This window comes from Pontibacterium sp. (genome assembly GCF_964228735.1).
In the GTDB taxonomy this organism is placed as follows: domain Bacteria; phylum Pseudomonadota; class Gammaproteobacteria; order Pseudomonadales; family Balneatricaceae; genus Pontibacterium.
The window spans coordinates 1-12,309 of record NZ_CAXRBQ010000170.1 but is presented as its reverse complement, the minus strand read 5'-3'; the positions used below and the strand labels follow the sequence as shown (position 1 = coordinate 12,309).

Genomic DNA, 12,309 nt, shown 5'->3' with positions numbered 1-12,309 from the left:
AAGTATGTGGTACCATTTTGTAAACGGCTGATGGCTTGTGGGAATTGTATAGACACCAATAACCATAGGGCTTTCAGCCGTTTTCGTATATACCTTCATGAAAAATATGGGCTAGTGTCAGCGGTGTTTTATGGAAACGCTTAGGGCCAGCCCAGTTAACCGGTGATGCCCGCTCCGAAAAGACTGGATCGATCAACCAGAATTCACCTTCTGCCGCCAAAAGTAGACTGGAATGCCCCAAACGATAGATCGCTACACCGGTTTGGTTCTCTGCCACCAGCTGTTCGGAAGCGATTGATTGCACCGGAATAGGATCGACCGGTTTAGCATCAACCCGTTTTTCGGTCAGGTATCGCCATAGAATTTTCACCATTGTGCCCGCCTCCGACATCTTAAATTGCTTTTCATTTTGAAACTCACCATCACCAAAATTTGCCGACTGGTTGAAGGTAACCTCTTTCGGTTGAGACGCGCAGGCGTACAGCGCCACGCTCAGCAAACCTCCCAAAAACAACATGCCCAATATTTTCATCTATTCCTGCCCAGCACCTTCTCAACAGTAAACTACACCGTGCAGTGTAATTTTAACATTATAAAAGTAAACTGCGCAGTGTATACTTTACAAAACTTATGAATTACCCACCGAACCGTGAATAAGAACCTGACACTTAGAGAACGCAAACGCGCCGCGATTATCGATGCGGCAATCCAGGAGTTTCGCGAAAAAGGCTTTCAGGCCACGAGCATGGATGCACTGGCCGCACGCGCGGAAGTCTCCAAACGTACCGTATACAACCACTTTGCCAGTAAGGAACTGCTGTTCCAGGAGCTGGTTCAGCAGATGTTTGAAGTCGCGTGCGCCGGAGATATCTACGCTTACGATAAAGAGATGTCGCTTAAAGAGCAGTTGATGCGCTTTGGCCAACACAAGATGGAACTGCTTCAGTCACAACGCTTTCTAGATCTCGCCAGGATCTTGATGGTTGAATGTGTGCATGATCCGAAACTCGCCGACGAAGCCCGTCAGCGATTTGAGCAATCAGATCAGGGACTGGATAAGTGGATTGAAAAAGCGATTGCGGATGGGCGCATGAAACCTGTTGAGCCAGCCTATGCAGCAAACCAGTTTTTCGGGCTCATTAAAGCATCTGCGTTTTGGCCACAGCTATTAATGAATCACCCCTTCCCTGATGCTCAGGCCGCTGAATTCATCATCCGTGATACAGTCGAGATGTTTCTCAGCCATTATGAAAAAGCCGGTACTAATTAACTCAGCACCGGCTCTATGAAGTTTATACAAGCACTACTTCTTTCATCACATATCTTTTACCAGGGCCATCAGTAAGCCCTTCTCTACCCACATGGTTACCTTCAGACCTTTGACGATGATCTCTTGCGGTGTTTCACCCTTGTCGATATCGGGCATGCGACCAAATTTATCTTCGTCGTAGCCTACTTCGTAGAAGGTTCTTAACTGGTCATCCGTACCGCGATAACGGAGCTGTGCGGCAGTTACACCTTTCACCGAGCAGTAACGTCCGCCGATCATCAGCTGCTCGGGCAGGTCAAACTGATTTTCCAGCAGACTGGATTGTGCAGGTGAGAAATCAAGCTGCGTAAAGAAGCTCTGAATCTCGGTCATCGACTGAGTTCTTACATCCATCGGTTTAAGCTTCAGGTGGTTTTCAACCACCTCTAACGCAATTTCACGTGCATATTGCTCGTTGGATGTATTCCAGACAAAAAAGCTCACCACCAGCACTAAACAGGCGGCAGCGGCTGTTAACCAATACGGGAATTGTCTCACTGGCTGCGGCTTGTCATCCAATACCGCGCGTTGCATCGCCATCAGATCGTTTAATTGCTCAGGCACTAGATTTTCCGATGAAGCCTGATCTCGAATCGCGTCTTTCAGGGGCAGCGGATTATGGTCAGGATTATCCTTTTTCATACTTCTACTCCTGCGCTCCGGATAGCGGTTTACTGATTGCCAGGCAGCGTTTTCGCAACCGATGGATGCGCGACAGGAAAGTGCCACGCGGCATATCCATGAGTGCACACGCCTCATCGGTGCTGTAGCCAAGCACCGCCCAGTGATAAAGGATATCGCGATCTTCAACACTCAGCTTCGCCCAGAGGTGCTCCAGCTCGCTATTATCAATCACCACCTTCTCCAGATCGACTGGAGAAATATCATATAGGGCCAGCTCCTCAAATGACTCACTTGACCAGCGCCGGCGGTACCGATAATGGTCGATATAACGGTTACGAATCAATGTACGCACGTACGCTTCCGGGCAATCAATGGTTGGACTGCCGCGCTTTACCGTTACCAGGTAGGACTCAATCGCCGATTGCAGGAGGTCGTAAGCGTCATCACGGTGCTGACTCAGTACCATTGCATACTGATAAAGCTGCTGTAGCTGTGCTTCGTTCAACACCTGCTCGCTCATGAAGGTCCATCTCCTGTATCGAGGATCAGATCAACAGGCATCACCTTAATTCGCAGATCTTCCCGCCAAACAGCTACAGACGACTCAAACGACAGCCTCGCGGCAATATCCGCATAAGGATGCAAAGCCGCCAACCGGTGTATCCAACCCTGATGTAACTGGACGGTTGCTTCCGCTTCGATCACGGTTGGTTCACCTCCATGCTTTAGGTCGTTGTCGGCATAATATTGCTCTGTGATCGCGTATTCGATCGCGGCCAGGGCGGCTATTGCGGGCCAGTCGAATGCGTCCGCTTTTACCCCATTTACCTGAGCTGCCAAAAGCTCGGAAAAACGCTCACCATAGCGGTTCACATCCCATTGGCTTGCGGGAAAGTGCTTTACGTAAACGCCGGCTAATGCTGCAAACGGGCCATCACCCAGTACCTCTTTCACGCAAAGATAGATGTTTCCAAGCGCCATGCGATGCACACCCAGATAATTATTGGTGTACGGCGCAACATCGTCCCGTCCTTCCAAAACGGCATCAGCGAAGGCGGTCAGCGCGCAGTTATAGGCACTGTCCTGGCCTAACGAGGCTCTTTTTTGCTCTGATTTCACGCTGACACCACTCCTGTCAGTTTCCCAGACGCCTCATCGAAAATCCCCTGAGCAACATCCCGCTGCTGCATCAATGTCTGAAGTGACGGCAGGTTGTTGTCCCATTCGATCAGACAAGGAACATCGGCACGCAGTTCACAAAAATCCTTGTATGCCTTCCAAACCGCATCACATATCGGCGCGCCATGGGTATCGATCAGCATCCCGTTCTGTTCTGTGAATCCGGCCAGGTGGATTTCCCCCACCCGCTCCAGTGGCAGCTCCGCAATAAACTGATTCAGGTCTTCACCCAGATTGACCTGATTCACGTATGCGTTGTTCAGATCCAGCAACAAGCCACAGTCCGCTTCTTCACACACTGCAGCCATAAACCGGCCTTCGCTCATCTCACTCTGATCGTAGGTGAAATAACGCGACAGGTTTTCGATCAGGATCGGACGGCCTAACAGCTCCTGCACCTGAGCGACTCGACCAGCCAGATGAAACACAGCCTCGTCGGTAAACGGCACAGGCATCAGATCATGAAAGAACTGTCCCTGGTGGGTGTTAAAGCACGCGTGCTCCGATACAAGCGCAGGGTTAAACTCGTCAACCGCCGCTTTTAACCGTTTCAGATACCCTTCATCCAACGGTTCTACCCCGGCAAGGTTCAGATTTACGCCGTGAAAACTGAGTGGGTAGCGCTCGCTAATCTGCGCCAGTAAAGCGCGACTTAATCCTCCCCCCATGTAGTTACAGATATGCACCTCAAACCAGGGTACATCCGGTGTATCCCTGATCACCTCGCGTAGATGGGGGGAGCGCAGGCCCAGACCTACGCCCTTGCAACCGATAGCGGTCATGATGCCTTGCCTTATTTAGCAGGCTTAACTTTGGCAACAACACCACCTGTAATCTTTTCACAGGTACCTTCAGGGACGTATACCCATTCAGCAGCCAGGTTGTCGGACTTAGCCTGCCCTGCACACCCGTGGGAACCGTCCAGTGCGCCACAGTCGTTCATGCCAGCTTTAGCAATGCCTGCACATTTTTCCCAGTTTTTTGGTGCATCAGGTACTGCATAAGCAGAAGTGGCAACGGCGCTCAGGCTGATAACAGCCGCAGTAATGATCGTTTTGCTGTTCATTGTTGGGTCTCTCCTTAAACGTTTTTATTAAATTGAGTGGCCACTCAATAAAGAAGACGAACCAAGCGTGTATTTGATTGCGAATAATTCCGATTTTTTCTCAATATATCGATTTCTTCATCGGAGCCCTCAGACAAAAAGTTGCATACGTTTTCTGCGCAACGCATCATTAAGCCTTACTCACGCAGCTTCTAAGGCCCTGAAATGCTAGAACTTATCTTTCCAATCCTGCTGATCCTTATCGTGTTTTTCCTGTTCCGAAACAGCCAGAAGAACAAACAGGCCGCGGCACAAAATAAAACGGCTGGCGAAGCATTTCTCGCACAAAACAAAAACGAAGAAGGCGTGATGACCACGGCATCCGGTCTGCAATACAAAGTGCTGCAGGAAGGCAGTGGCACCGAACACCCGACAGCAACTTCCAAAGTGAAAGTGCACTATCACGGTACGCTGATTGACGGTACGGTATTTGACAGCTCCGTTGAGCGCGGCGAACCGATCGAGTTTGGCTTGAATCAGGTGATCAAAGGCTGGACTGAAGGTGTTCAGTTGATGGTGGTCGGTGAAAAGACCCGCTTCTTTATTCCCAGTGAACTGGCCTATGGCAACGGTTCAGCGGGCGTCATCACACCGGGCTCTACCCTGATCTTCGATGTGGAGCTGCTGGACTTCAAATAACATCATCGAAGGTAGATATTAATGATGCGGGCGTGCAGATCTGGTTACGCCCGTTTTTCTTGGCGGAATACAACGCCTTATCGACCAGCTTAATCAGCTTCTCTGGCGAGCTTCCCCGTTCTGGAAAGGCGCTGGCCACACCACAACTGATGGTCAGGGATGGCGTTATCGGGGAGCGTACATTAGGGATGCCCAACTCCTCAATCGACTGCAGCAACTGCCGGGATACAGCCCTGGCAGCATCCAGACCTACTCCACTCAAAGCAACTACAAACTCTTCCCCACCGTAACGTGCACAAATGTCCCCTGGGCGACGCGCTAAGCGGTCAGCGCAGCGGGCAACCTGCCTTAATACGTTGTCACCTTCGGGGTGTCCGTATTGATCGTTAATCAGCTTGAAGTGATCGACATCGAACAGGATTAGCGAGATAGGAGTCCCCAGGCGCATACAACGCTTCCACTCGGTCTGAAAAAACTCTTCGAAATATCGACGGTTGCTGATCTTTGTTAACCCGTCTGTGCATGAAAGCTGTAATACCCGCTCTTCGGCCAGATGTCGCTCAGTAATGTTTTGATGCACGATTACACAACACCGCTGTCCCCGGTATTCAATGGGCGTAGCCAACATCAGAAACCAGCGCTGCTGATCCGGACTGTGGCAGGGGTATTCATAGGAAAACTGTTCGCTACCGCCCTCAATAACCGATTGGATGCCTTTCAGGGCATCCATGCCAAACTGATCACCGGCTGTGGCCGACGCTTTGCATACCGTAAGGTAATTGACCTCAAGCCAGTCTGTGGTTTCGGGCTCGCCGTTGCAGCGGCCAAACTCAACCCACGAACGGTTTACGTAGAGTATATCTCCTAGCGGAGAGACAACTGCTACGCTGACCGCCAGTTCATCCAATACAAGGCTTAAAAACGTTTCCGATCGTTCCATCTCAGTCCTTTAACGCTGCGCATTCAATCCGGAGTAGCAACACACTTATTGAGTACGAGTTGCGAGGCGCTAAAGATAAACATATTAGAAAAACCGGAAATAACCAGCTTAAAGATGGACTATTCGTGGCTCGGTTGCCCGATATCATAAAGAAAGCCCAAACCTGGATGGCCTGGGCTCTGAAAGAAGGGACGGATAGGGATATAAAGAAATCAGGATTCCGGAAGGATTGCGAAGGTGTTGTCACGCTCAACCTGAAGACGCGCGCCAAGTTTGCTGCGCCAGCGGATGGTCATGGTTTTATCACAGCCCGAATCCGTATCCACCTCGATGGTGTAGGGCTTACCGTGGCCATCTTTAACATCCCACACTAGGTTCCCCCTCACCCGTTTGGGTTTTCCCAGGTCATACAGGGTACGTTCGGAGCTGTGCAAACCACTGCCCAGAAAATCACGCAGGGTAACAGCTACGAAAGGTGGCAGATCCTCCTCCCGTACATAGCGCCCTTTGCGGTTCACACTGTAGTTGTAGCTCTGCGTTTCGATCACTTTCATTTCACAGCGGCGGTTCTCATCCTTCGGCATTGAGATCAAGCGGCTCTCCGGGACGACGTTTTCCTGTATCAGACTTTCGATGCTGTGAGTGCCCTTCCCGCTGCGATTAGGATAAGAGAGGATAATCTGCTTGATACAGCCCTGCTGCTTGGTCACAACCAGATGTACTTCGTTGCGGCCCGCTTCTTGATGCCAGGTAAAGCGGGTTCGCTTCTCATCTACCTGCTCAATTTCAGGTGCTGCAGTAAAGAAACCGGCTATCCACTTATCGGATGCGTCGATCGGCACCGTACCAATCTCTTCGAAGATCTGCGCCATCACCGGTGGCACACTGCCAGGAATCTCGTTAAAGCGCTCCCAGCGGGCAGTTTTATGTTCGCGCTTTTCAACCATGTAAATATTCGTGGCGCAACTCTGATCACGCTCGTACGCAAAAACAGGGGAAGATACCACAGAGATAAGGCCTAACAGGCCGAGTGCAGATCGCATAAACAACATACTTTCCGTCAAACAGTGTGCCAGGGATTCGACCGATCCAAATACAGACTAGGCGTTTCCCGAGGGTTTCTTTCAGAATCTGGCGCTAATGTACCTGAAGGACGATGAATGTATCTATAACCGATCCGATTAATCCCTCTGAACCACAAAAAATCATAGGAAAAAGCTACGAAAAGCAACGTTTTTAAGCCTGATCAGCGGAGCGTGTATAGAGATTCCAGTAGCATACGCACTAGATCTCCAACTTGTAGCCCATGGCATATACGGAATGAATCAGCACTCGATCGTCATAAACGGCACTGATCTTTTTACGAATCGATTTAACCAGCGTATCAATAGTGCGATCGGTCACCACGCGATGGTCATCGTGGATACGATCCAGTAACTGCCCTCGACTGAAGATCTGGCCTTTATGGTTATGCAGCACTTCCAGCAAGCGGTATTCCGATGCGGTGAGCTGGATATCGTGCCCGTTGACCCGTAGTTTGATTGAGTCACTGAGTAGTTCAATCAACTCCCTGGGCTGTTCCTGCGTCTGAAAGCGTTTCACGCGACGCAACGTGGCACGAATACGTGCCTCCACGTTTACCATCTGAAACGGTTTGCAGATGTAGTCATCCGCACCTAGGTCCAGTCCAAGCAGTTCATCCACCTGCTGCACCCGCGCGGTCAAAATGATGATCGGGATATCCGAGTGTTCGCGCAGACCACGACAGACCTCAACTCCATCTTTGCCGGGCATCATAATGTCCAGCAACAACAGATCGGCATGGTTGTCCGCCAGCCAAGGCTCTACCATATCTCCCCGATCTACATGGTGGCATTGATACCCCTGTGCTTGCAGGTAGTTGCTCAACAGGCGAGCCAGTTTCTGCTCATCCTCTGCAATCAAGATTGTTGGCGAATGTTCCGTCATAGGATTGTTCCATAATTAACTTCGCACTGATCGGCCTGCCTGGGGCATTTACCCCTGCTCCAGTGGCAGTGTAATCACAATGGCCAGGCCACCCAGTTCGGAGTGACGGGCTGTAATTTCACCTTCCTCCGCATCGATAATGCTCTTGCAGATCGACAGGCCCAGGCCTGAACCACCGGTCGCACGGCTGCGTGAGCTTTCCACCCGATACAAACGCTCAAATAGCATGGGCAGTGATTCATCGGGTACCGACGGGTCAGAATCTTCCCACACGATCCGCACCTGGTTGTCCGTAGCGGTAGCCGTCAAGCGAATCATGCCACCGTTGTCGGTATACCGCAGGCTGTTCTGCAGCAGATTATCAAATACCTGACGCAAACGGTTTTCATCTGCAAACAACCTCACGTCAGCAGGCAGTGCAGCCTGGCTCAGCTCGAAGTCTAAATTTTGTTTGTTGGCAGCGTTCCGGATCTTATCGGCAAACTGCTCCAAAAACTGATCAACCTTTACTTCACTTCGCTCAAAGTTGAGGCCGCCCAGGTCAGAATGACTCAACATCTTCAGATCATTGATTAACTGGTTGAGCTGAACAACCTCTTCGCGCATCGACTTCAGCATATCTTCAGATGAGCCCTGAATCCCTGCTTCCGCTGACTCGATTTCCGCATTCAGGATACTGACCGGCGTACGCAGCTCGTGGGATATATCACTGATCCAGCGCTGACGTGTCTCTTTACTCTCCTCCAGCGCACGGCCAAGAAAGTTCACGTCATCACAGATCGGCTGGTAGGCCACATTGTTAGTCGCGGGCATACGCGCGTCGAACTGTCCGGAAGCCAGGTTGCGCAGGGTTGCCGAGATGCGGACCAACGGTCGCGTCAGGTTCTTACTGACCGCGTATGCGGAAAGCAGTGAAATGGAGAGCGCAATCAGCAATCCCCACACCAGCGTTTCGGTGGCCGTACTCCAAACGCTGAATTTGATTTTCTGAATCTCGTGCAGCGGACGGGGGCGTTTCAATACACCTACGACTTCACCCCGCACGATAATGGGCACCTCAACCGAGGTAATGCGTTCGTGCTTGGGATCTCCGCGTAACAAGGTGCCGTTTGTATCGTAAAGCAGCAACGAACCAGCAAGCTCATTCAATGACGGCATGCGACGCGGAGGTGGCGCCAGATCTCGTGGGCCCGCATTTGCCCCTGGCATCGGTTGAACATGCAGATCTTTAGAAAGCAGTGAGGCACGTCCGCCATAGCTTTCGGATGTCAGCATCGGATGCAGGTAGGTATGATTTGTACGCATATCGGCAAGATCGGGGGCACTGCCGTCCGGATTGGGCATCATCGCCATCGGCGCTGCCAGCGTCCACCACAGCTGCTTGTTCTCAATCACCGGTAGCCAATCACCATGATAGGCATAGTGGCGTGCCAAGACCCGGGCAAGGCCGCTCAATCGATCTTCCTGCGAGCGCCCGACGGTGTCCCGCGCACTGCGATCCAACGCCTGTTTGCCGACCACCGCCATAAATCCGATGCTGAGCACGTTCGCCAGCAAAATCCAAATAACAAACTGCCGTAGCAGTGCGCCCTGCTTCATTGTTCGGAAACACCCTTTCCACTATTACGATGGCGCCAATATACCCCGCCATCCGCGGCCAAGACAGAAAAACAGGCAGAACTCACATTTACCTCACATTTGCGCTCTAGCCTGAAAACTTTGCATAAAGCACCGAGGCAAATCATCGCCGGCGAACAACTACCGAAGGTGTCACGATCTGACTTATGTACTCGCGAGTCCGGTGTAATGAGAAGTCTTAGCTCAGACCTGCAGGATACGCTTTAACGCTGAATGTACTTCAGCGGTACCGCGCAGCTATCTACGATCTTGCGCATCACAAAGGAGGACTTCACTCCGGTTACCCCTTTAATCCGCGTGATCGTCCCCAGCAACACGTTGTGGTAGCTATCCATATCCGGTACCGCAATCTTCAGCTGGTAATCTGCCTCGTGACCGGTGATCAGCAAACACTCCATCACCTCCGGCAGACTGCTGATCTCACGTTCAAACTCTTCGAAACGTTCCGGAATGTGTTTGTCCATGCTGATATGCAGGATGGCGATTAGGTTCAGGTTCACCGCGCGCTCATTCAACCGCACTACTCGCTCGGCGATCACACCGTTCTCTTCCAGCTGTTTTACCCGACGTGAGCACGGCGCTGCCGTCAGCCCAACCCGCTCAGCCAGATCCTGGTTGGAAAGACCGCCATCTCGCTGCAATTCGTGCAATATTTTGATATCAAACCGGTCCAGCTCGACATTTATCTTCATAACAAATCCGCTTTACGCAATTTTATTTACAGAAAAATACTAAACCCTTACATATAATTGCGCAAATAGTGATAATTCGTTGAATTAAGAGGATTAATTGCGGAGCATTTTCCCTACACTATTCCTCGTTGACTGATGAGCCTCACGGCAACTCAGACACAGGAGAGCAGTTCCCCGGTGGTGTTACCTCCCATCGGTGGCTTAGCAGTCAAAAGCTGTTGCGGCCTGACACTTTCCCGGTTTATCGAACCGAACACCCAAGCGCCAAAAGTGCCGGATGACTAAAGCCCCGTTTCAGCTATGATCGCGGGGCTTTTGCAGTTGAGTAGCCAGAACATTATAAATAAACCAGCAAATTAAGACTCAGGAACACCGTCATGTTTGACCATCGTAAATACAGTCCATTTCCAGCGCTTGCTTTGACCGATCGCACCTGGCCGGACAAGCAGATCACTAAAGCTCCCGACTGGTGCAGCGTTGATCTACGCGATGGCAACCAGGCTCTGATCAACCCGATGTCGGTTGAGAAGAAAACCAAGCTGTTCCAGTTGCTGGTCAAAGTCGGCTTTAAAGAGATCGAAGTGGGTTTCCCTTCCGCCTCTTTGCCGGATTACGAATTCATGCGCAAACTGATCGACGAGGAGATGATCCCAGACGACGTTTGCATTCAGGTGCTGGTACAGGCACGTGAAGAATTGATCAAGCGCACCTTCGAATCCCTGCGTGGTGTGAAGAAAGCGATTGTGCATGTATACAACTCCACCTCGACCGTTCAGCGTGAACAGGTATTTGGTATGGAGCGCGACGGTATCACCGGCATCGCTGTACAGGGCGCTAAGTGGCTGAAGCAGTACGCGGCAGAACACCCGGACACCGACTGGACATTCCAGTATTCGCCAGAGAGCTTCACCGGTACCGAGATGGACTACGCAGTCGACGTCTGTGACGCCGTGATCGACGTGTGGGAACCAGAAAACGGCCAGAAGGTTGTGATCAACCTGCCATCCACCGTTGAGATGTCCACGCCTAACGTGTTTGCCGATCAGATCGAGTACTTCTGCCGTAAGTTGAAAAAGCGTGAGCACGTACGCATCAGCTTGCATACCCACAACGACCGTGGTTGTGCAGTAGCAGCGGCTGAACTGGGCGTAATGGCCGGCGCGGACCGTGTCGAAGGCACCTTGATGGGTAACGGTGAGCGCACCGGCAACATGGACGCTATCACCATGGGTATGAATCTCTACTCCCAGGGTATCGATCCAAAGCTGGACTTCTCCGACATCAACGAAATTATCGAAACCGTCGAGTACTGCAACGAACTGCCAGTACCGGCACGTCACCCTTGGGCGGGCGAGCTGGTATACACCGCATTCTCCGGCAGCCACCAGGATGCGATCCGTAAATCGATGGCATACCACGAAGCGAAAAACCTGCCGCACTGGGAAGTGGCTTACCTGCCGATCGATCCACTGGATATCGGCCGTGAGTACGACGCGGTTGTACGTATCAACAGCCAGAGCGGTAAAGGCGGCGTGGCATTGGTACTGGAGCGAGACTACGGTATCGAACTTCCGAAATGGATGCACGCTGCGCTGAGTAAAGTGATTCAGAAGGCCACCGAACAGAGCGGTCGTGAGATCTCCCCGGAAGAGATCAAAGCGCTGTACGACGAGAACTTTGAAAACGTTAACGCACAGTGGATTCTGGACGGTTACGACCTGCACACCGAAGGTGCACAGACCCAAGCCGAGATCCGTGTAGCTGACCACACCCTGCAGGGCACCTGCACCGGTGCAGTAGGCGCGCTGTGTGAAGCACTGACCGCGAAATTCGGTTGCGAGATTGAAGTGACCCACTTCGACGAGTTTGCGGTATCCAAAGGTACTGACGCCAAAGCACGTGCTTGTGTGGGCGTTAATCTGAACGGCGAACAGCACTTCGCCGTTGCGGTTGCAGCAGATACCACCGCAGCGACCCTGCAGGCCATACTGACCGCCTTCAGCCGCAGCGAACAGGCAGCGACTCAGGCCGCCTAAGCTTCAAATATTCTCCCACTAAAAAGCCCGGCAATTGCCGTAATGCTGTTCACTTAAGGGGAGCAGCATTGCGATCCACCGGATAACGAGTCTTTGACATCTTTACCGTCCTCGGCCTTGAGGGGCGAGGACGGGATTTCATAAACAGGCTGGCAACCCCCGCTCTCAGTTCAGACAAC

14 protein-coding genes are annotated in these 12,309 nt (G+C 51.7%); 3 read left to right on the top strand and 11 right to left on the bottom strand.

Annotation, left to right across the window (positions count from 1 at the left end):
- Positions 1-73: 73 nt before the first annotated feature.
- Positions 74-532: a hypothetical protein gene (locus ACEQ15_RS18365; protein ID WP_370280714.1), complete on the bottom strand. Its 459-nt coding sequence runs from the start codon at positions 530-532 to the stop codon at positions 74-76.
- Positions 533-649: 117 nt separating this feature from the next.
- Between ACEQ15_RS18365 and ACEQ15_RS18360 the strand changes: the two genes are divergently transcribed.
- The gene (locus ACEQ15_RS18360) at positions 650-1,270 is read left to right on the top strand and encodes a TetR/AcrR family transcriptional regulator (RefSeq protein ID WP_370280713.1); all 621 of its coding nucleotides are present in this window, start codon (positions 650-652) and stop codon (positions 1,268-1,270) included.
- Between the two features lie 45 nt (positions 1,271-1,315).
- Here ACEQ15_RS18360 and ACEQ15_RS18355 read toward each other — a convergent pair whose 3' ends face one another.
- From ACEQ15_RS18355 to ACEQ15_RS18335, 5 genes are read right to left on the bottom strand one after another with little or no spacing between them, the layout of a single operon-like run.
- Complete coding sequence (locus ACEQ15_RS18355) at positions 1,316-1,951, bottom strand: hypothetical protein (protein ID WP_370280712.1); 636 nt, start codon at positions 1,949-1,951, stop codon at positions 1,316-1,318.
- A 4-nt stretch (positions 1,952-1,955) separates the two neighbouring features.
- Complete coding sequence (locus ACEQ15_RS18350; RefSeq protein ID WP_370280711.1) at positions 1,956-2,453, bottom strand: RNA polymerase sigma factor; 498 nt, start codon at positions 2,451-2,453, stop codon at positions 1,956-1,958.
- A complete protein-coding gene (locus ACEQ15_RS18345) occupies positions 2,450-3,052 on the bottom strand; it encodes a putative DNA-binding domain-containing protein (RefSeq protein ID WP_370280710.1) in 603 nt (200 codons plus the stop codon). Before ACEQ15_RS18345 ends, ACEQ15_RS18350 begins: the two co-directional genes overlap by 4 nt.
- Entirely contained in the window at positions 3,049-3,894 is an 846-nt protein-coding gene (locus ACEQ15_RS18340; RefSeq protein WP_370280709.1) for a DUF692 domain-containing protein, read from the bottom strand. The genes ACEQ15_RS18345 and ACEQ15_RS18340 overlap by 4 nt, the downstream gene beginning before the upstream one ends.
- Positions 3,895-3,905: 11 nt before the next feature.
- Positions 3,906-4,178 (bottom strand): DUF2282 domain-containing protein, encoded by a 273-nt coding sequence (locus ACEQ15_RS18335; protein WP_370280708.1) that lies wholly within the window; start codon positions 4,176-4,178, stop codon positions 3,906-3,908.
- A gap of 204 nt (positions 4,179-4,382) precedes the next feature.
- On the opposite strand from ACEQ15_RS18335, the gene ACEQ15_RS18330 reads away from it, so the two are divergent.
- Positions 4,383-4,856 carry an FKBP-type peptidyl-prolyl cis-trans isomerase gene (locus ACEQ15_RS18330; protein ID WP_370280707.1) on the top strand — a complete coding sequence of 158 codons (474 nt, stop codon included), beginning with the start codon at positions 4,383-4,385 and terminating at the stop codon, positions 4,854-4,856.
- Here the strand turns inward: ACEQ15_RS18330 and ACEQ15_RS18325 are convergent.
- From ACEQ15_RS18325 to ACEQ15_RS18305, 5 genes are all read right to left on the bottom strand, one after another.
- The gene (locus ACEQ15_RS18325) at positions 4,849-5,796 is read right to left on the bottom strand and encodes a diguanylate cyclase domain-containing protein (RefSeq protein WP_370280706.1); all 948 of its coding nucleotides are present in this window, start codon (positions 5,794-5,796) and stop codon (positions 4,849-4,851) included. The genes ACEQ15_RS18330 and ACEQ15_RS18325 overlap by 8 nt on opposite strands.
- A gap of 212 nt (positions 5,797-6,008) precedes the next feature.
- Positions 6,009-6,743, bottom strand: a complete 735-nt coding sequence (locus tag ACEQ15_RS18320) for a hypothetical protein (RefSeq protein ID WP_370280705.1) — start codon at positions 6,741-6,743, stop codon at positions 6,009-6,011.
- Between the two features lie 337 nt (positions 6,744-7,080).
- Positions 7,081-7,764, bottom strand: a complete 684-nt coding sequence (locus tag ACEQ15_RS18315) for a response regulator (RefSeq protein WP_370280704.1) — start codon at positions 7,762-7,764, stop codon at positions 7,081-7,083.
- A 48-nt stretch (positions 7,765-7,812) separates the two neighbouring features.
- Entirely contained in the window at positions 7,813-9,363 is a 1,551-nt protein-coding gene (locus tag ACEQ15_RS18310; protein WP_370280703.1) for an ATP-binding protein, read from the bottom strand.
- A gap of 242 nt (positions 9,364-9,605) precedes the next feature.
- Positions 9,606-10,094, bottom strand: a complete 489-nt coding sequence (locus tag ACEQ15_RS18305) for an Lrp/AsnC family transcriptional regulator (RefSeq protein ID WP_370280702.1) — start codon at positions 10,092-10,094, stop codon at positions 9,606-9,608.
- A 377-nt stretch (positions 10,095-10,471) separates the two neighbouring features.
- Here ACEQ15_RS18305 and leuA point away from each other — a divergent pair, with 377 nt between their 5' ends.
- Positions 10,472-12,130 carry a 2-isopropylmalate synthase gene (leuA, locus tag ACEQ15_RS18300; protein WP_370280701.1) on the top strand — a complete coding sequence of 553 codons (1,659 nt, stop codon included), beginning with the start codon at positions 10,472-10,474 and terminating at the stop codon, positions 12,128-12,130.
- Positions 12,131-12,309: the final 179 nt, after the last annotated feature.

What these genes read in the sequence shown, in the direction of transcription:
- ACEQ15_RS18315 (WP_370280704.1), bottom strand. Translation starts at nt 7,764, where the DNA reads ATGACGGAACATTCGCCAACAATCTTGATTGCAGAGGATGAGCAGAAA.
- ACEQ15_RS18340 (WP_370280709.1), bottom strand. Translation starts at nt 3,894, where the DNA reads ATGACCGCTATCGGTTGCAAGGGCGTAGGTCTGGGCCTGCGCTCCCCC.
- ACEQ15_RS18320 (WP_370280705.1), bottom strand. Translation starts at nt 6,743, where the DNA reads ATGGTTGAAAAGCGCGAACATAAAACTGCCCGCTGGGAGCGCTTTAAC.
- ACEQ15_RS18350 (WP_370280711.1), bottom strand. Translation starts at nt 2,453, where the DNA reads ATGAGCGAGCAGGTGTTGAACGAAGCACAGCTACAGCAGCTTTATCAG.
- ACEQ15_RS18325 (WP_370280706.1), bottom strand. Translation starts at nt 5,796, where the DNA reads ATGGAACGATCGGAAACGTTTTTAAGCCTTGTATTGGATGAACTGGCG.
- leuA (WP_370280701.1), top strand. Translation starts at nt 10,472, where the DNA reads ATGTTTGACCATCGTAAATACAGTCCATTTCCAGCGCTTGCTTTGACC.
- ACEQ15_RS18330 (WP_370280707.1), top strand. Translation starts at nt 4,383, where the DNA reads ATGCTAGAACTTATCTTTCCAATCCTGCTGATCCTTATCGTGTTTTTC.
- ACEQ15_RS18335 (WP_370280708.1), bottom strand. Translation starts at nt 4,178, where the DNA reads ATGAACAGCAAAACGATCATTACTGCGGCTGTTATCAGCCTGAGCGCC.
- ACEQ15_RS18310 (WP_370280703.1), bottom strand. Translation starts at nt 9,363, where the DNA reads ATGAAGCAGGGCGCACTGCTACGGCAGTTTGTTATTTGGATTTTGCTG.
- ACEQ15_RS18305 (WP_370280702.1), bottom strand. Translation starts at nt 10,094, where the DNA reads ATGAAGATAAATGTCGAGCTGGACCGGTTTGATATCAAAATATTGCAC.
- ACEQ15_RS18355 (WP_370280712.1), bottom strand. Translation starts at nt 1,951, where the DNA reads ATGAAAAAGGATAATCCTGACCATAATCCGCTGCCCCTGAAAGACGCG.
- ACEQ15_RS18365 (WP_370280714.1), bottom strand. Translation starts at nt 532, where the DNA reads ATGAAAATATTGGGCATGTTGTTTTTGGGAGGTTTGCTGAGCGTGGCG.